The organism is Salmonella sp. NW722 (genome assembly GCF_051702785.1).
GTDB classification, from domain to species: Bacteria; Pseudomonadota; Gammaproteobacteria; order Enterobacterales; family Enterobacteriaceae; genus Salmonella; species Salmonella enterica.
Map to the genome: position 1 here is coordinate 69,242 of NZ_JAMMIN010000008.1, position 18,227 is coordinate 87,468.

15 protein-coding genes are annotated in these 18,227 nt (G+C 52.0%); 12 read left to right on the forward strand and 3 right to left on the reverse strand.

Going from position 1 to position 18,227, the window contains the following annotated elements; translation table 11 throughout:
• The first annotated feature begins 35 nt into the window (after window positions 1-35).
• From adiA to pmrB, 6 genes are all read left to right on the forward strand, one after another.
• Window positions 36-2,303 carry an arginine decarboxylase gene (adiA, locus tag NA330_RS18890; RefSeq protein ID WP_001651274.1) on the forward strand — a complete coding sequence of 756 codons (2,268 nt, stop codon included), beginning with the start codon at window positions 36-38 and terminating at the stop codon, window positions 2,301-2,303.
• 296 nt (window positions 2,304-2,599) lie between these two features.
• Window positions 2,600-3,361 carry an AraC family transcriptional regulator gene (locus tag NA330_RS18895; protein ID WP_001217083.1) on the forward strand — a complete coding sequence of 254 codons (762 nt, stop codon included), beginning with the start codon at window positions 2,600-2,602 and terminating at the stop codon, window positions 3,359-3,361.
• A gap of 139 nt (window positions 3,362-3,500) precedes the next feature.
• Window positions 3,501-4,838, forward strand: a complete 1,338-nt coding sequence (gene adiC / locus NA330_RS18900; protein ID WP_000093130.1) for an arginine/agmatine antiporter — start codon at window positions 3,501-3,503, stop codon at window positions 4,836-4,838.
• A 133-nt stretch (window positions 4,839-4,971) separates the two neighbouring features.
• Window positions 4,972-6,615, forward strand: a complete 1,644-nt coding sequence (eptA, locus tag NA330_RS18905) for a phosphoethanolamine transferase EptA (protein ID WP_000919290.1) — start codon at window positions 4,972-4,974, stop codon at window positions 6,613-6,615.
• Entirely contained in the window at window positions 6,612-7,280 is a 669-nt protein-coding gene (gene pmrA / locus NA330_RS18910) for a two-component system response regulator PmrA (protein ID WP_000697899.1), read from the forward strand. Before eptA ends, pmrA begins: the two co-directional genes overlap by 4 nt.
• A 9-nt stretch (window positions 7,281-7,289) precedes the next feature.
• Window positions 7,290-8,360 carry a two-component system sensor histidine kinase PmrB gene (gene pmrB / locus NA330_RS18915; protein ID WP_001212189.1) on the forward strand — a complete coding sequence of 357 codons (1,071 nt, stop codon included), beginning with the start codon at window positions 7,290-7,292 and terminating at the stop codon, window positions 8,358-8,360.
• A 7-nt stretch (window positions 8,361-8,367) separates the two neighbouring features.
• On the opposite strand, the gene pmrR is transcribed toward pmrB, so the two are convergent.
• Window positions 8,368-8,457, reverse strand: coding sequence for an LpxT activity modulator PmrR (pmrR, locus tag NA330_RS18920; protein ID WP_000844399.1), 90 nt, complete (start codon window positions 8,455-8,457; stop codon window positions 8,368-8,370).
• A 69-nt stretch (window positions 8,458-8,526) separates the two neighbouring features.
• Window positions 8,527-10,029 carry a glycine betaine/L-proline transporter ProP gene (proP, locus tag NA330_RS18925; RefSeq protein WP_000919710.1) on the reverse strand — a complete coding sequence of 501 codons (1,503 nt, stop codon included), beginning with the start codon at window positions 10,027-10,029 and terminating at the stop codon, window positions 8,527-8,529.
• A 467-nt stretch (window positions 10,030-10,496) separates the two neighbouring features.
• Here proP and NA330_RS18930 point away from each other — a divergent pair, with 467 nt between their 5' ends.
• The 6 genes from NA330_RS18930 (at window position 10,497) to yjcO (ending at window position 16,526) form a co-directional block, all read left to right on the forward strand.
• Complete coding sequence (locus NA330_RS18930; RefSeq protein WP_000056482.1) at window positions 10,497-10,832, forward strand: zinc ribbon domain-containing protein YjdM; 336 nt, start codon at window positions 10,497-10,499, stop codon at window positions 10,830-10,832.
• Between the two features lie 119 nt (window positions 10,833-10,951).
• The gene (gene yjdN / locus NA330_RS18935) at window positions 10,952-11,395 is read left to right on the forward strand and encodes a VOC family metalloprotein YjdN (RefSeq protein ID WP_001131303.1); all 444 of its coding nucleotides are present in this window, start codon (window positions 10,952-10,954) and stop codon (window positions 11,393-11,395) included.
• Between the two features lie 151 nt (window positions 11,396-11,546).
• Complete coding sequence (gene phnO / locus NA330_RS18940) at window positions 11,547-11,981, forward strand: aminoalkylphosphonate N-acetyltransferase (RefSeq protein ID WP_001673662.1); 435 nt, start codon at window positions 11,547-11,549, stop codon at window positions 11,979-11,981.
• A gap of 257 nt (window positions 11,982-12,238) precedes the next feature.
• Window positions 12,239-13,147 (forward strand): lipid A hydroxylase LpxO, encoded by a 909-nt coding sequence (gene lpxO, locus NA330_RS18945; RefSeq protein ID WP_000457029.1) that lies wholly within the window; start codon window positions 12,239-12,241, stop codon window positions 13,145-13,147.
• A gap of 365 nt (window positions 13,148-13,512) precedes the next feature.
• Entirely contained in the window at window positions 13,513-15,660 is a 2,148-nt protein-coding gene (fdhF, locus tag NA330_RS18950) for a formate dehydrogenase subunit alpha (RefSeq protein ID WP_077943751.1), read from the forward strand.
• A 176-nt stretch (window positions 15,661-15,836) separates the two neighbouring features.
• The gene (gene yjcO, locus NA330_RS18955) at window positions 15,837-16,526 is read left to right on the forward strand and encodes a Sel1 family TPR-like repeat protein YjcO (protein ID WP_000771454.1); all 690 of its coding nucleotides are present in this window, start codon (window positions 15,837-15,839) and stop codon (window positions 16,524-16,526) included.
• 157 nt (window positions 16,527-16,683) lie between these two features.
• On the opposite strand, the gene gltP is transcribed toward yjcO, so the two are convergent.
• The gene (gene gltP / locus NA330_RS18960) at window positions 16,684-17,994 is read right to left on the reverse strand and encodes a glutamate/aspartate:proton symporter GltP (RefSeq protein WP_000793278.1); all 1,311 of its coding nucleotides are present in this window, start codon (window positions 17,992-17,994) and stop codon (window positions 16,684-16,686) included.
• Window positions 17,995-18,227 lie beyond the last annotated feature (233 nt).

Consider the following 18,227-nt stretch of genomic DNA (forward strand, 5'->3'; position numbering starts at 1 on the left):
TAAATTGCACGGCCTCCACAACCGGGTAAAAGATGATGAAAGTATTAATTGTTGAAAGTGAGTTTCTGCATCAGGACACCTGGGTTGGCAACGCGGTTGAGCGTCTGGCGGATGCCTTGAGCCAACAAAATGTTACCGTCATTAAATCGACATCCTTCGATGACGGCTATGCCATCTTGTCCGCGAACGAAGCCATTGACTGTCTGATGTTTAGCTACCAAATGGAACAACCGGATGAGCACCTGAGCGTCAGGCAATTGATCGGTAAGCTTCACGAGCGTCAGCAAAACGTGCCCGTTTTCCTGTTAGGCGACAGGGAAAAAGCGACGGCATCGCTGGACCGCGACCTGCTGGAGCTTGTCGATGAATTCGCCTGGATTCTGGAAGACACCGCTGACTTTATCGCCGGACGCGCCGTTGCCGCCATGACCCGGTATCGCCAGCAACTGTTACCGCCGCTGTTTAACGCGTTGATGAAATACAGCGACATTCATGAATATTCATGGGCGGCGCCGGGACACCAGGGCGGCGTCGGTTTCACTAAAACGCCTGCCGGTCGCTTTTATCACGATTATTATGGCGAAAACCTGTTCCGCAGCGATATGGGGATTGAGCGTACCACGCTCGGTTCACTCCTCGACCATACCGGCGCGTTTGGCGAAAGCGAGAAAAATGCCGCCCGCGTATTCGGTGCTGACCGCTCCTGGTCCGTGGTTGTCGGGACCTCCGGTTCTAACCGTACTATTATGCAGGCCTGTATGACGGATAATGATGTCGTTGTACTGGATCGTAACTGCCATAAATCCATCGAGCAGGGGCTGATCCTCACTGGGGCCAAACCGGTATATATGGTGCCAAGCCGTAACCGTTACGGCATTATCGGGCCAATCTACCCGCAGGAAATGCAGCCTGAAACCTTGCAGAAAAAAATCAGCGCCAGCCCGCTGACCAAAACCAAATCCGGACAGAAACCGTCTTACAGCGTGGTGACCAACTGTACCTATGACGGCGTATGCTATAACGCCAAAGAGGCGCAGGATCTGCTGGCAAAAACCAGCGATCGCATTCACTTCGACGAAGCATGGTACGGCTATGCGCGCTTCAACCCGATTTATTGCGATCACTACGCGATGCGCGGCGAGCCAGGCGACCATAACGGTCCGACCGTGTTTGCCACCCACTCCACGCACAAACTACTGAATGCGCTTTCACAAGCTTCCTACATTCACGTCCGTGAAGGCCGTGGCGCGGTGAATTTCTCCCGCTTCAACCAGGCATATATGATGCATGCCACCACCTCTCCGTTATATGCCATCTGCGCATCCAACGATGTGGCGGTATCGATGATGGACGGTAACAGCGGTCTGTCCCTGACTCAAGAGGTGATTGACGAAGCGGTTGATTTCCGTCAGGCGATGGCGCGTCTTTATAAAGAGTTTACCGATGAAGGCGACTGGTTCTTTAAACCGTGGAATAAAGACGTCGTCACCGATCCACAAACCGGTAAAACATATGACTTCGCTGACGCGCCGGCAAAACTGCTGGCAACCGACCAGAACTGCTGGGTCATGCGCCCCGGGGAAACCTGGCACGGCTTTAAAGACCTGCCGGATAACTGGAGTATGCTGGACCCGATTAAAGTCAGTATCCTGGCGCCGGGTATGGGCGACGATGGCGAACTGGAAGCATCCGGCGTACCTGCTGCGCTGGTCACAGCATGGCTTGGCCGCCACGGTATCGTGCCGACCCGCACCACCGACTTTCAGATTATGTTCCTGTTCTCTATGGGGGTAACTCGCGGGAAATGGGGAACGCTGATCAACACGCTGTGCTCCTTCAAACATCATTACGACGCGAATACGCCGCTGGCGCAGGTGATGCCGGAACTGGTGCAGGATTATCCTGACACTTACGCGAACATGGGTATTCATGACCTGGGCGATAAAATGTTTGCCTGGCTACGTGAAAATAACCCGGGCGCCCGTCTCAACGCCGCCTATTCCACCCTGCCGGTTGCGGAGATTACCCCGCGCGACGCCTACAACGCGATCGTGAACGACAATATTGAAATGGTGGCGATTGAAAATCTACCGGGTCGCATTGCGGCGAACTCCGTTATTCCTTACCCGCCAGGCATCCCGATGTTGCTCTCCGGTGAAAACTTTGGCGATGAAAACAGTCCGCAGGTGGGTTACTTACGCTCACTGCAATCCTGGGATCATCACTTCCCTGGCTTTGAGCATGAAACCGAAGGCACGGAAATTATTGATGGCGTATATCACGTTATGTGCGTGAAAGCCTAATCACAAAGAGTCTTTTTTTGAGGATGGCATGTATTCCCTGAGTATTGCTGCAAAACAATAATACTGTCATACCTTTTTGCGCGGGCCCCATCCCGCGCTTTTTTTATACAAAAATGACAAGTTGCCACTCGCGTACAACTTTTTGTACACCCTAATTCATCGTACAAATATTGTAATATTATTCAGGAAAGTTATTTTAGTGCAGTTTCAATTCATCACACAATTGACTCAGTCCCCGTTATCTCTCCCGTTTGGCGAGATCCGGTCTTTTATGTTCATATTCCAGGAGTTCGGGTATGAGGATTTGCAGCAACGAGCCTTGCATAGTGTTATTAACCGAAAAAGATACATGGTTACGAGTAAATGGTAAGGAGCCAATCAGTTTAAAAGCGAATTATATGGCCATTCTGGCTTGTGAAAATAACGTTATTGACATTTCATCATTAAATAGCGTGCTAGTAATACAAGTGAGTCGCAATAATATTAAAGACTATCTACAATTCCTGAATAAAGATCTCTCACACCTTCCCGTCTGGCAACGCAACGCCGATCCCTTATTGACCGCCAACTGTCTGACGCCGGATATCTTCAGGGTCGCCGCCCGCTACAGCGCGATGGAAACACCGGATGAAATTGTTAGTGAACGTACCCGTGCGCTCCTTTTCACCGTTTTATCCCGCTTTCTTGACCACAAAAAATTTATTTCTTTGTTAATGCACATGCTGCGCAGCCGCATCAGTGACAGCGTTTACCACATCATTCAGAGCGATATTCATAAAGACTGGAATCTGAGCGCCGTTGCCAGCTGCCTGTGCCTGAGTCCAAGCTTGTTAAAGAAAAAGCTCAAAAACGAGAATACCAGTTATAGCCAAATAATCACGACCTGCCGAATGCGTTATGCCGTAAACCAATTATTAATGGACGGAAAGAATATCTCTCAAGTCTCACAGCTGTGTGGGTATAACAGCACATCGTACTTTATTTCCGTGTTTAAAGAGTTTTATGGTATGACCCCCCTGCATTATGTTAGCCAACATCGGGAACGATCGGCTGCCTAATTTTTCTACACTCAACGATAAGACACGATAATAACAGCATTGGCGATAACCCGTCTCCGACATAATTCAGCGGCATTCTGAGGGGGTATGATACGACGTAATTTATCGTAACGAAGTCACCTTTTCAGGAGTCCAAATTATGTCTTCGGATGCTGATGCTCACAAAGTGGGCCTAATCCCCGTCACCTTAATGGTATCGGGGAATATTATGGGTTCAGGGGTATTCTTACTCCCTGCCAACCTGGCGGCCACTGGCGGGATTGCAATCTACGGATGGCTGGTCACTATCATCGGCGCCCTGGCGCTGTCGATGGTTTATGCCAAAATGTCGTCCTTAGATCCCAGTCCCGGCGGTTCTTATGCCTACGCACGCCGCTGCTTCGGGCCGTTTTTGGGCTATCAAACGAACGTGCTGTACTGGCTGGCATGCTGGATCGGTAATATCGCGATGGTCGTTATCGGCGTCGGCTATCTGAGCTATTTCTTCCCGATTCTGAAAGATCCGCTGGTATTAACGCTTACCTGCGTCGCGGTGCTGTGGATTTTTGTTCTGCTGAACATCGTCGGGCCGAAAATGATTACCCGCGTACAGGCCGTCGCCACCGTACTGGCGCTGGTGCCTATCGTAGGGATTGCGGTCTTCGGCTGGTTCTGGTTTAAAGGCGAAACCTATATGGCGGCCTGGAACGTGAGCGGCATGAATACTTTCGGCGCAATTCAAAGCACGTTGAACGTTACGCTGTGGTCATTCATCGGGGTAGAAAGCGCCTCCGTTGCGGCCGGGGTGGTAAAAAACCCGAAACGCAACGTGCCTATCGCCACCATCGGCGGGGTACTGATCGCCGCCGTCTGCTATGTACTCTCCACAACGGCGATTATGGGGATGATCCCCAACGCGGCGCTGCGTGTGTCGGCATCGCCTTTCGGTGACGCGGCGCGTATGGCGCTGGGCGATACCGCAGGGGCTATTGTTTCCTTCTGTGCGGCAGCGGGTTGCCTGGGCTCTCTCGGCGGCTGGACGCTGCTTGCCGGTCAAACCGCAAAAGCGGCGGCGGACGATGGTCTCTTCCCGCCAATCTTCGCGCGGGTTAATAAAGCCGGTACGCCAGTGGCTGGGTTGCTTATCGTCGGCGTGCTGATGACTATCTTCCAGTTCAGCAGTATGTCGCCGAACGCCGCGAAAGAGTTTGGTCTGGTCTCCTCCGTGTCGGTTATCTTCACCCTGGTGCCTTATCTTTACACCTGTGCCGCGCTGTTGCTGTTGGGTCACGGCCACTTTGGTAAAGCGCGCCCGCTGTATCTGCTGATTACCTTCGTCGCGTTTGTGTATTGCATCTGGGCGGTCATCGGTTCCGGCGCCAAAGAAGTGATGTGGTCGTTCGTCACGTTGATGGTGATCACCGCGCTGTATGCGTTGAACTACAACCGCATTCACAAAAACCCGTATCCGCTGGATGCGCCGGTTAAACAGGATTGACCACGTGTAGTTAATGTTATCGCAACAGGCCGGATAGCGCAGGTTATCCGGCCGCCTCCAACATTAAGTTCTTAAGGTTCACTTAATTTTACTTTGTCACGATTAGCGTCACCGAATCGATGGACGCATCAACATGTTAAAGCGCTTTCTTAAAAGACCTGTTCTTGGGCAAATTGCCTGGCTTCTGCTTTTTTCCTTTTATATTGCCGTCTGCCTGAACATTGCGTTCTACAAGCAGGTACTACAAGACCTACCGTTAAACTCGCTGCGCAATGTGCTGGTGTTTATTTCCATGCCGGTCGTCGCGTTTAGCGTGGTCAATAGTGTGCTGACGCTGGCCTCATTTATTTGGCTAAACCGACTGCTGGCCTGCGTTTTTATTCTGGTCGGCGCTGCCGCGCAGTATTTTATTTTGACTTACGGCATCATCATCGATCGTTCCATGATCGCCAATATGATGGATACCACGCCCGCGGAAACCTTTGCGCTGATGACGCCGCAAATGGTGCTGACGCTGGGATTAAGCGGCGTTCTGGCAGCCGTGATTGCCTTCTGGGTCAAAATCCGTCCGGCGACGCCGCGCTTACGTAGCGGGCTTTACCGCCTGGCCAGCGTCCTGATCTCTATTTTATTAGTTATTCTGGTCGCCGCCTTTTTCTATAAAGATTACGCCTCGCTATTTCGAAATAATAAACAGTTGATCAAAGCGTTAAGCCCATCGAACAGTATTGTCGCCAGTTGGTCATGGTATTCGCATCAACGGCTGGCGAATTTGCCGCTGGTACGCATTGGCGAGGATGCCCATCGCAATCCATTAATGCTGAAAGGCGATCGCAAAAACCTGACGATTCTCATCGTTGGCGAAACCTCGCGCGGCGATGATTTCTCTCTTGGCGGCTATCCGCGCGACACCAATCCGCGGCTGGCGAAAGACGATGTGATCTACTTCCCGCATACCACCTCTTGCGGTACGGCGACCGCGATCTCCGTTCCCTGCATGTTTTCTGATATGCCGCGCAAACATTATGACGAAGAGCTGGCGCATCACCAGGAAGGGCTGCTGGATATTATCCAGCGCGCGGGGATTAACGTACTGTGGAATGATAATGACGGCGGCTGTAAAGGCGCATGCGATCGCGTTCCGCATCAAAATGTCACCGAGCTAAACCTGCCCGGACAATGTATCGACGGCGAGTGCTACGATGAGGTGTTATTTCACGGTCTGGAAGACTATATCGACCATTTGAAAGGCGATGGCGTTATTGTATTACATACCATCGGCAGCCACGGCCCAACCTATTACAACCGTTATCCACCGCAGTTTAAAAAATTTACCCCAACCTGTGACACTAACGAAATTCAGAACTGTTCCCAACAGCAGTTGATCAACACCTATGATAATACCGTGCTGTACGTGGACTATATTGTAGATAAAGCTATTAACCTGCTGAAATCTCATCAGGATAAATTCACCACCAGCCTGGTCTATCTTTCCGATCACGGCGAATCATTGGGTGAAAATGGCGTTTATTTACACGGTCTGCCGTATTCCATTGCGCCGGATACGCAAAAACATGTCCCGATGCTCATTTGGCTTTCTAAAGATTATCAACAGCGTTATCAGGTGGATCAGGCCTGCCTGCAAAAACGGGCGAGCACGCTGGATTATTCACAGGACAATCTTTTCTCAACCATGCTGGGATTAACCGGCGTACAAACGACGTATTACCAGGCCGCAGATGATATTCTGCAACCGTGCAGGAGACTAAGCGAATGAAGATACTGATTGTTGAAGACGACACGCTATTATTACAGGGGTTAATACTCGCCGCGCAAACCGAAGGCTATGCGTGTGATGGCGTTTCGACAGCGCGTGCCGCCGAGCATAGTCTGGAGTCTGGTCATTACAGTCTGATGGTGCTGGATTTAGGGCTGCCCGATGAGGATGGCCTGCATTTCCTGACGCGAATCCGACAGAAAAAATACACCCTGCCGGTACTCATTCTGACCGCCCGCGATACGCTCAACGATCGCATTACCGGGCTGGATGTCGGCGCAGATGATTATCTGGTTAAACCCTTCGCCCTGGAGGAGTTGCACGCCCGCATCCGCGCGCTGCTGCGCCGCCATAATAATCAGGGTGAAAGTGAACTGACGGTTGGCAATCTGACGCTCAATATAGGCCGCCATCAGGCATGGAGGGATGGACAGGAACTGACCCTGACGCCTAAGGAGTACGCGTTGCTCTCACGGTTGATGCTCAAGGCAGGCAGTCCGGTGCACCGGGAAATTCTTTATAACGATATCTACAACTGGGATAACGAACCCTCGACCAACACTCTGGAAGTGCATATACATAATTTGCGCGACAAAGTCGGCAAGTCGCGCATTCGCACGGTTCGCGGGTTTGGCTACATGCTGGTTGCCACTGAGGAAAGCTAAGTGAGCCTGATGCGTTTTCAGCGAAGAGCGATGACCCTTCGCCAGCGTTTAATGCTGACAATTGGTCTTATTCTGCTGGTGTTCCAGTTAATCAGTACCTTCTGGTTATGGCATGAAAGCACTGAGCAAATCCAATTGTTCGAGCAGGCGCTGCGGGATAATCGCAATAACGATCGCCATATCATGCACGAAATTCGCGAGGCGGTCGCCAGCCTGATCGTCCCCGGCGTATTTATGGTTAGCCTGACGCTGCTAATTTGTTACCAGGCGGTACGGCGTATTACCCGTCCGCTCGCCGAACTGCAAAAAGAGCTGGAAGCGCGGACGGCGGATAATCTGGCGCCGATCGCCATTCACAGCTCCACGCTTGAGATTGAGTCCGTCGTCTCGGCGATCAATCAACTGGTTACGCGTTTGACCACCACGCTCGACAATGAACGCCTTTTTACCGCCGATGTGGCCCATGAGCTACGCACGCCGCTGTCGGGGGTGCGTTTGCATCTGGAATTATTGTCAAAAACCCACAATGTTGATGTCGCGCCGCTTATCGCCCGTCTTGACCAGATGATGGATAGCGTCTCCCAGCTTCTGCAACTGGCGCGCGTGGGCCAGTCATTCTCTTCCGGGAATTATCAGGAAGTAAAACTGCTGGAAGATGTGATCCTCCCCTCCTACGATGAGCTGAACACCATGCTGGAAACGCGCCAGCAAACTCTGTTGCTGCCGGAAAGCGCGGCGGACGTGGTGGTGCGCGGTGACGCGACATTACTGCGTATGCTGTTGCGAAATCTGGTGGAAAACGCGCATCGCTATAGCCCTGAAGGAACCCATATCACTATCCACATTAGCGCCGACCCCGACGCTATTATGGCGGTCGAAGACGAGGGGCCGGGTATTGATGAAAGCAAATGCGGGAAGCTAAGCGAAGCGTTCGTGCGGATGGACAGCCGTTATGGCGGAATTGGCCTGGGGCTGAGTATCGTCAGCCGCATCACCCAACTACATCAGGGACAGTTTTTCCTGCAAAACCGTACGGAAAGAACAGGCACCCGTGCCTGGGTGCTGTTGAAAAAGGCATAACAGGCGTTTAATACGTCGTGACCCACACATAGATAAAACTGCTGACAATCAGCACACTACACAGGGTCGTCAAACTTTTATAAATATAGCTTTTCATGACGCTCTCCTCCAAAGGTATGGAGGAGAGTATGCCCGCGAGAGATTAAGCGAACCTTAAGCGCGAAAATTATTCATCGATACGCGGATGTTGCTGTACCAGACGCGAACGTTTGACCTGCAGCTCCGCAATTTCCTGATCGATGTCGTCGATTTTCTGCTCAATATTATCGTAATGCTCACCCAGAATTTCCTTCGCTTCCTGGATGTCCGACGCCGCTGGCGTTGCGCCTTTTAGCGGACGATTGGCCGTCTCTTTCATGGAAATACCGGTAATCAAACCTATCACCGCGATGACCATCAAATAATACGCCGGCATCATCAGATCCTGCGAGCTTTCCACCAGCCAGGCCGCCAGCGTTGGCGTCAGACCGGCAATCAATACAGAGATATTAAAAGCCGCCGCCAGCGCGCTGTAACGAATATGCGTCGGAAACATCGCCGGCAACGTCGAGGCCATCACCCCGGTAAAGCAGTTCAGAATCACCGCCAGCATCAACAAACCGGCAAAAATCAGGCCAATAACGTTACTGTTAATCAGGATAAAGGCCGGGATCGCCAGCGCAAACAGCGCAATGCTGCCCATAATCACAAATGGACGTCGACCGAAACGATCGCTCAGCAGCCCCATCACCGGCTGCACAAACAGCATCCCGATCATAATGGCGATGATAATCAACACGCCGTGATCTTCAGAATAGTGCAGGTTATGCGACAGGTAGCTCGGCATGTAGGTGAGCAGCATGTAGTAGGTCACGTTGGTGGCAATAACCAGACCGATACATGACAACAGGCTACGCCAGTGTTTGGTGGCAATCTCTTTAAAGGAGACTTTCGGCCCATCCTGCAACCCTTCGCGGTCGCCCTGCTCCAGTTTATCCACGTGCTGCTGAAACGCTGGCGTCTCTTCCAGCGCATGGCGTAAGTAGAGACCGATAATTCCCAATGGCAAGGCGATAAAGAACGGAATACGCCAGCCCCACTCCAGGAAATTCTCCTCGCCGACAATCGTTGAGATTAAGACCACCACGCCCGCGCCCAGCACGAACCCGGCGATGGAACCAAAATCCAGCCAGCTTCCCATAAATCCGCGTTTACGATCCGGCGAATATTCCGCGACAAAGATCGACGCGCCGGTATATTCCCCGCCAACCGAGAAGCCCTGCGCCATTTTACACAGCAACAACAGTATTGGCGCCCAGATACCGATCGTCGCGTAAGAAGGGATTAACCCGATACAGAAGGTACTGATCGACATAATCACAATCGTGATCGCCAGGATCTTCTGGCGCCCGTATTTATCGCCGAGCATACCAAAGAATAACCCGCCGAGCGGACGAATCAGGAAGGGAACGGAAAATGTGGCCAGCGCGGCAATCATCTGGACGCTGGGATCGGCGCCGGGGAAAAAGACTTTACCCAACGCGTAGGCAACAAATCCATAAACACCAAAATCAAACCACTCCATCGCGTTGCCCAGCGAGGCGGCGGTAATCGCTTTGCGAAGTTTACCATCATCAATGATGGTCACATCGCCCAGTGTAATCGGTTTTATTTTTTTCCTTTTCAGCATAGCTGTCCTCATAGGCTAAGCCCTGTAGCGCTATATACGGCGGGCACTGGCATACCGCGCCAGCGTCGCCGTCGAGCGGAGGGAGGGGCGCGAACGCTATCCCTCATACAAGCGTAGCAGGTTTACTTACACTGTCCGGTTACGGACTGTACAACCGAACCTGTTGACGCCTGAATGGGCAGTTAATGACCTTTTTACCCTAACAGGGTTTAAATATGTGATCAACTTCACACATATATGTCAATTCGGTCAAAAGGTGTAAATAAGGACGCCCTAATGCGCTGTGGTGACAGTAAAAAAGCGGTTATTCGAGTGTAAACCATTGCTGACTGGCGTGGCGCAGACCCTTTTATAAAAGCGGCAATAGTCCCGACAACGCTAAGGATTTTGTGTATAATTGCGGCCTTTTTCGGCGATCTGCCATTTTTGGGCGCGTTTGCCCCCGCTGACTTTTTGAGGATACCAACATGTCATTACCCCACTGCCCGCAATGTAACTCCGAATATACCTACGAAGATAACGGCATGTTCATCTGCCCGGAATGCGCTCACGAATGGAACGATGCGGAACCCGCTCAGGAGAGCGATGAGCTGATTGTCAAAGACGCCAACGGCAACCTGCTGGCAGACGGCGATAGCGTCACCATCGTGAAAGATCTGAAAGTAAAAGGCAGCTCTTCCATGCTGAAAATCGGCACCAAAGTGAAGAACATTCGTCTGGTTGAAGGCGACCATAACATCGACTGCAAAATCGATGGTTTTGGCCCGATGAAACTGAAATCCGAGTTCGTGAAAAAGAACTGATTTACCGTGTCATTGCCCGGTAGCGCCTTGCTTACCGGGCCTGAGCGGCCCTGCCACCGACAATATTGTGCCAATTTCGAACTACACTTAACGAGCATCTCTTACCTGAGGTAACCATCATGCCGTTAAGTCCCTATCTCTCTTTTGCCGGCAACTGTGCCGACGCCATCGCGTATTATCAACAAACGTTAGGCGCAGAACTGCTTTATAAACTCAGCTTCGGTGAAATGCCCCCCTCGGCGGCGGATAACGAAGAGGGCTGCCCGTCAGGAATGCGCTTTCCCGATACTGCTATCGCCCACGCCAACATGCGCATTGCTGGCAGCGATATCATGATGAGTGATGCCAGCCCGTCGGGAAGGGCGCATTATTCCGGCTTTACGCTGGTGCTTGATACCCAGGATGTAGCAGAAGGGAAGCGCTGGTTTGATAACCTTGCCGCACAAGGGCAAATCGAAATGGACTGGCAGGAGACTTTCTGGGCGCAGGGTTTCGGCAAGGTCAGCGATCGTTTCGGGGTGCCGTGGATGATTAACGTGGTTAAACATCAGCCTGCCACCTAACTCCCCGGGAGGCTCGCCCTCCCCCTTGCCATCAGATTGATCTTTGGCTGCACGTTATCCGCCGTTTAGCTGCCATAGAATAAATAATGACGGTAGTTTGCTACAGTCTGGCGAAAGATGGTTGATCCTGATGAAGCGTCGGGAGGACATTATGCCAGTCTGTGAATTACGCCACGCGACAACAGAGGATACCGATTCTGTTTACGCGCTTATCTGTGAGTTACTTAAAAATGAGCTTGATTATCAGGCTTTCAGGGATGGGTTCGCCGCTAATTTACTGGACCCCAACCTTCATTATCGTTTAGCGCTACGCAACGGAGAGGTAGTCGGCATGATCAGCCTGCATATGCAGTTTCATCTCCATCATGCCAACTGGATTGGCGAAATTCAGGAGCTGGTGGTATTACCGCCGATGCGGGGACAAAAAATTGGCAGTCAGCTTCTGGCCTGGGCAGAAGAAGAAGCACGTCAGGCGGGCGCCGAGCTAACGGAGCTTTCCACAAATATTAAACGCCGCGATGCACACCGTTTTTATCTTCGCGAAGGTTACAAGCAAAGTCATTTTCGGTTTACGAAAGCATTGTGATCGGGCAGCCGTCATCAGGAGATAAGGCATAACGTAATCAGCCGTCACCGGGTGAAGTAGCGGAGCCATCTCAATTCTACTGTCGGCAAGCCTGGATAAAGGTTAAACGGGCTGACTCGCTTCTTTAGCAAAAATGGCCCTTTTAAGTTGTAGAAATGTAAATTTATTGTCAACGAACTACACTTTTCTCTTTGGCATCACCGGGAGGGTTGCCTGAAAATCCCGGGATGAGGTTTTCTTAGAAGGACAGTGACGTTATGTTCGCAGCAATCATTATCGGTATTTTTATTATCAGCGTCATTTATGCGCATTCACGCGGGGTGGAAAAACAAAAACTTTCCCGTCAGCTCTTTGACCACTCGACGTTTATGGCGCCGATCAATATGTTCATGACTCGCTTCTCAACGTTACCGGCAAAGCAGCCGTACTTTGATACCACGGCATTTCCAGAGCTGCAGAAGCTGACGGAAAACTGGCAGGTGATTCGCGAAGAGGCGCTACGGCTTCAGCATCACATAAAAGCCGCGCAGGCCAATAACGACGCCGGATTCAATACCTTTTTCAAGCGCGGCTGGAAACGGTTTTACCTTAAATGGTATTCCGATGCCCACCCGTCGGCGGAAACGTTATGCCCGATAACGACAAAGCTGGTCAACAGCATCCCCTCTATCAAAGCGGCGATGTTCGCCGAGTTGCCTCCCGGAGCCTATCTGGGAAAACATCGCGACCCCTATGCCGGTTCAGTACGTTACCATCTTGGATTAAGCACACCGAATGACGACCGCTGTTTTATTGAAGTTGATCGACAGCGCCATAGCTGGCGCGACGGCGAAGCCGTCATCTTCGACGAAACCTACGTTCATTGGGCGGAAAATAAAACTGAGCAGACACGTATTATCCTCTTTTGCGATATTGAGCGCCCAATGAAATGGCGCTGGGCGCAGAGCGTAAACCATTGGGTCGGCGCATCGTTGATGTCCGCCGCCAGTTCGCCAAACGACGAGAACGATCGCACCGGTGCGATTAATCGCATCTTTAAATACGTTCACGCAGCACGCGATGCCGGGCAACGGCTGAAAAAGAAAAACCGCACTCTCTATTACGCGCTGAAATATCTCGTTATTGCCGCTATTTTTGCCGCGATAATCCTTTTCAGCCTCCTCTGAAGCCGGGCCGCGGTATGGAACTGCCTGCCGCGGCCCGTTCTATCCTGGCGTTAGTCTCAACGCGTTCCCTGGCCTTGAGTCTATCCATCCGGACAATTTATTAAAAACCCCCACTTCAGGCAGAGCAGATTGCCGGATGGCGGCTCCGCCCTATCTGGCCTGCGCTCAGCGTTTCTCCCCATAATAAATGTCATGCGGCATTTTCTTTCGACACGTCAAAACTGACGATAGCCTGTTTTTCGTCAGGGTTTTGAACAAAATTCGCCCGTAATATCAGGGAAAGCCCATACTAAAAAAGTGGCATAAAACATGCATACTGAGGGCGACAGCGCGTATGCGCGATTTGATTAACTGGAGCGAAACCGATGAAAAAAGTCGTCACGGTTTGCCCGTATTGCGCATCAGGTTGCAAAATCAATCTGGTGGTCGATAACGGCAAAATCGTCCGGGCTGAGGCGGCGCAGGGGAAAACCAACCAGGGTACCCTGTGTCTGAAGGGCTACTACGGCTGGGATTTTATTAATGATACCCAGATCCTGACCCCGCGCCTGAAAACCCCAATGATCCGTCGCCAGCGTGGCGGCAAACTGGAATCTGTTTCCTGGGATGAAGCGCTCAATTACGTCGCTGAACGTTTGAGCGCCATCAAAGCGAAGTACGGTCCGGATGCAATCCAGACAACCGGCTCCTCTCGCGGTACCGGAAATGAAACCAACTATGTAATGCAAAAATTCGCACGCGCCGTTATTGGTACCAATAACGTTGACTGCTGCGCTCGCGTCTGACACGGCCCATCGGTTGCAGGTCTGCACCAATCGGTCGGTAACGGCGCAATGAGTAATGCGATTAACGAAATTGATAACACTGATTTAGTGTTCGTCTTCGGGTATAACCCGGCGGATTCCCACCCTATCGTGGCGAATCATGTGATTAACGCTAAACGCAACGGGGCGAAAATTATCGTCTGCGATCCGCGCAAAATTGAAACCGCGCGCATCGCTGACATGCATATCGCGTTGAAAAACGGCTCGAATATCGCGCTGCTCAACGCCATGGGGCATGTCATTATTGAAGAAAACCTGTACGACAAAGCGTTTGTCGCCAGCCGTACCGAAGGTTTTGAAGAGTACAGTAAGATTGTCGAAGGCTATACGCCGGAGTCCGTCGAAGAGATCACTGGCGTGAGCGCACAGGAAATTCGTCAGGCGGCGCGGATGTATGCCAGCGCGAAAAGCGCAGCGATCTTGTGGGGTATGGGCGTCACCCAGTTCTATCAGGGTGTGGAAACCGTGCGTTCACTGACCAGCCTCGCGATGCTGACCGGCAACCTCGGCAAGCCAAGCGCGGGCGTTAACCCGGTTCGCGGCCAGAACAACGTTCAGGGCGCGTGCGATATGGGCGCGCTCCCGGATACTTATCCGGGCTACCAGTACGTTAAGTTCCCGGAAAACCGCGAGAAGTTCGCTAAAGCCTGGGGCGTAGAAAGTCTGCCTGTGCATACCGGCTATCGCATCAGCGAGCTGCCGCACCGTGCGGCGCATGGCGAAGTGCGCGCGGCGTACATTATGGGTGAAGATCCGCTGCAAACCGATGCGGAACTCTCTGCAGTACGTAAAGCGTTTGAGGATCTGGAACTGGTCATCGTGCAGGATATCTTCATGACCAAAACCGCGTCGGCGGCGGATGTGATTTTACCCTCCACCTCCTGGGGCGAGCATGAAGGCGTCTTCTCTGCGGCTGACCGTGGCTTCCAGCGCTTCTTTAAAGCCGTTGAACCGAAGTGGGACCTGAAAACCGACTGGCAGATTATCAGTGAAATCGCCACCCGGATGGGCTATCCGATGCACTACAACAATACCCAGGAAATCTGGGATGAGTTGCGTCATCTGTGCCCGGATTTCTACGGCGCCACTTACGAGAAGATGGGCGAACTGGGCTATATCCAGTGGCCATGCCGCGACACGTCGGATGCCGATCAGGGAACCTCGTACCTCTTTAAAGAGAAGTTCGATACCCCCAACGGTCTGGCGCAGTTCTTCACCTGCGACTGGGTAGCGCCTATTGATAAACTCACCGAAGAGTACCCGATGGTACTGTCGACGGTGCGCGAAGTCGGCCACTACTCCTGCCGCTCAATGACCGGTAACTGTGCGGCGCTGGCCGCGCTGGCCGATGAACCGGGCTATGCGCAAATCAATACCGCCGACGCCGCGCGTCTGGGCATTGAAGATGAAGCGCTGGTGTGGGTTCATTCGCGCAAAGGTAAAATCATCACCCGCGCGCAGGTCAGCGATCGCCCGAACAAAGGGGCGATTTACATGACCTACCAGTGGTGGATTGGCGCCTGTAACGAGCTGGTGACTGAAAACCTCAGCCCGATTACCAAAACGCCGGAGTACAAATACTGCGCCGTACGCGTTGAGCCGATCGCCGATCAGCGAGCCGCCGAGCAGTATGTGATTGATGAGTACAACAAGCTGAAAACCCGCCTGCGCGAAAGCGCAATGGGTTGATCTGCCGGATGGCGGCATCAGAATGCTTTATTCGGCCTGCGTCTACTGTAGGCCTGATTAGATGCATTAGCATCGCCATCAGGCATTTTCCCTATAACAGCCTCCGCCCGGAGGCTGTTTTTTTATCCATACGATCTCTTTATACTGTCTTTTCCGTACCCTAAATAAAATTCAAAATGAAACTACTTCTTGCATTGATGTTGTTTATGACATTCTTTGCCCATGCCGCAGATCCTGAGCCGGGTAGCCAGTATTTGCAGGCAGCAGAGGCAGGTGACAGACGCGCGCAATATTTTCTGGCCGACAGTTGGTTGAGCTATGGCGATTTGAACAAAGCTGAATACTGGGCGCAAAAAGCCGCCGACAGTGGCGACGCCGACGCCTGCGCGCTACTGGCGCAAATCAAAATCACTAATCCGGTAAGCCTGGATTATCCCGACGCGAAAAAGCTGGCTGAAAAGGCGGCTAACGCGGGCAGTAAAGCGGGCGAAATTACGCTGGCGCGGATCCTGGTCAACACCCAGGCCGGGCGCCCGGACTACCCAAAAGCCATCTCGCTGCTGCAAAAGGCCTCTGAAGATCTGGATAACGACTCCGCGGTGGATGCGCAAATGTTGCTTGGCCTGATTTACGCCAACGGCGTGGGCATTGCCGCCGATGATGAAAAAGCCGCCTGGTATTTCAAACGCAGTTCCGCTATTTCCCGTACCGGCTATTCAGAATACTGGGCGGGAATGATGTTTTTAAACGGAGAACCGGGCTTTATTGAAAAGAACAAGCAGAAGGCGTTGCATTGGTTGAATCTAAGCTGTCTGGAAGGGTTTGATACCGGTTGCGAAGAGTTCGAAACGCTAACAAATGGCTGATGTTTATTGCCGGATGAACGTAGTCGTTGTAGGCCTGATAAGCGTAGCGCCATCAGGCAAACCGGAGCAGGTTGTCGGATGGCAGCGTGAACGCCTTATCCGGCCTACATTCTCTTTCGCTGTAGGCCGGATAAGCAAAGCGCCATCCGGCAATCCGTTATTGGGCGGTCTTATCAAATTTGCCCAGCACATCGCGCTCATAGGCCAGCGCTTTTTTGCGGTCAAACTTGTGTTCCCACTTGGCGATCACCAGCACCGCCAGCGCATTCCCCACCACATTTAGCGCAGTACGCGCCATGTCGAGGATACGGTCGACACCAGCGATAAACGCCAGCCCTTCCAGCGGAATGCCCACGCTTCCCAGCGTTGCCAGTAACACCACGAAGGAAACGCCTGGCACGCCGGCAATCCCTTTCGACGTCACCATCAGCGTCAGCACCAGTACAATTTCCTGCCACAGCGACAGGTCGATACCGTATAGCTGCGCGATAAAAATGGCGGCGATGCTCTGGTATAACGTGGAGCCGTCGAGGTTAAATGAGTAACCGGTCGGTACCACGAAACTGGTGATAGAGGCTGGCGCGCCGTAAGCTTCCATCTTCTCGATAATGCGCGGCAGTACGCTCTCGGAGCTGGCGGTCGAGTACGCCAGAATCAATTCATCTTTCAGAATGCGAATCAGAATCCAGATACTTAACCCGCACAGGCGCGCCACGATGCCCAGCACTACAAGCGCAAAGAAGATAATGGCAAAGTGTACCAGCAGCACCAGTTTCGCCAGCGGCCACAGCGACGCGAAACCAAAATTCGCCACCGTGACGGCGATCAGCGCAAAAACGCCCACTGGCGCATAGCGCATCACCATATGGGTGACTTTAAACATGGTCTCAGAGATGGAACGAAATACCGTCACCAGCGGTTCGCGGTGCGTTGCCGGCAGGGATGACAACCCCAGCCCAAACAGGACCGAGAAAAAGATAATTGGCAGCATATCCCCTTTGGCCATCGATGCGATGATATTGGTCGGCACCAGCGACAGTATCGTCCCCATCAGCCCATGCGCATGACTTTGTACTTCCGCCGTGGTGTTCTGGTATTTCGAAATATCGACGGTCGCCAGTTGCGACATATCAATGCCTGAGCCTGGCTGAAAGACATTCGCCAGCGTAATGCCGAGGATAATCGCCACCGTGGTGATCAGTTCAAAATAGAGAATGGTTTTGGCGCCGATACGGCCTAGCTGTTTTGCATCGCCAACGCCGGCGATGCCGACAATCAGAGTCGAGATCACGATCGGCACGACGATCATTTTAATCAGATGGATAAAGATATCGCCAGCAGGCGACAGCAGGTTGGCAATCAGCCATTCACGACTGTCACTGTGATAATGCAGATAGCTGCCCAACAGAATGCCCAGCACCATAGCCAGCAAAATTTGCCAGGCCAGGCTGACTTTCAAATTTTTCATAACAACAGACTTCCTCGATGAAGCGTTGCTCTCCGCCGAAAGCATGAGAGCAATACATACTGAAAGGGTATGATTTGTGTTGCGTTGGTTTGTAGAGTTTTTTAACGCGCATAATCAGTATCATTTGCATAGCGTCTTGCGCAACCCTTTCATAACAGGGCTTTTGGCTGTTTTTATGCATAATAACGCGAGTTTATGGCGTTAATGATGAATAACTATTTGTTATGGAAAGT

What these genes read in the sequence shown, in the direction of transcription:
- gltP (WP_000793278.1), bottom strand. Translation starts at nt 17,994, where the DNA reads ATGAAAAATTTGAAAGTCAGCCTGGCCTGGCAAATTTTGCTGGCTATG.
- pmrR (WP_000844399.1), bottom strand. Translation starts at nt 8,457, where the DNA reads ATGAAAAGCTATATTTATAAAAGTTTGACGACCCTGTGTAGTGTGCTG.
- yjdN (WP_001131303.1), top strand. Translation starts at nt 10,952, where the DNA reads ATGCCGTTAAGTCCCTATCTCTCTTTTGCCGGCAACTGTGCCGACGCC.
- proP (WP_000919710.1), bottom strand. Translation starts at nt 10,029, where the DNA reads ATGCTGAAAAGGAAAAAAATAAAACCGATTACACTGGGCGATGTGACC.
- NA330_RS18930 (WP_000056482.1), top strand. Translation starts at nt 10,497, where the DNA reads ATGTCATTACCCCACTGCCCGCAATGTAACTCCGAATATACCTACGAA.
- phnO (WP_001673662.1), top strand. Translation starts at nt 11,547, where the DNA reads ATGCCAGTCTGTGAATTACGCCACGCGACAACAGAGGATACCGATTCT.
- yjcO (WP_000771454.1), top strand. Translation starts at nt 15,837, where the DNA reads ATGAAACTACTTCTTGCATTGATGTTGTTTATGACATTCTTTGCCCAT.
- eptA (WP_000919290.1), top strand. Translation starts at nt 4,972, where the DNA reads ATGTTAAAGCGCTTTCTTAAAAGACCTGTTCTTGGGCAAATTGCCTGG.
- adiA (WP_001651274.1), top strand. Translation starts at nt 36, where the DNA reads ATGAAAGTATTAATTGTTGAAAGTGAGTTTCTGCATCAGGACACCTGG.
- lpxO (WP_000457029.1), top strand. Translation starts at nt 12,239, where the DNA reads ATGTTCGCAGCAATCATTATCGGTATTTTTATTATCAGCGTCATTTAT.
- pmrA (WP_000697899.1), top strand. Translation starts at nt 6,612, where the DNA reads ATGAAGATACTGATTGTTGAAGACGACACGCTATTATTACAGGGGTTA.
- adiC (WP_000093130.1), top strand. Translation starts at nt 3,501, where the DNA reads ATGTCTTCGGATGCTGATGCTCACAAAGTGGGCCTAATCCCCGTCACC.
- NA330_RS18895 (WP_001217083.1), top strand. Translation starts at nt 2,600, where the DNA reads ATGAGGATTTGCAGCAACGAGCCTTGCATAGTGTTATTAACCGAAAAA.
- pmrB (WP_001212189.1), top strand. Translation starts at nt 7,290, where the DNA reads ATGCGTTTTCAGCGAAGAGCGATGACCCTTCGCCAGCGTTTAATGCTG.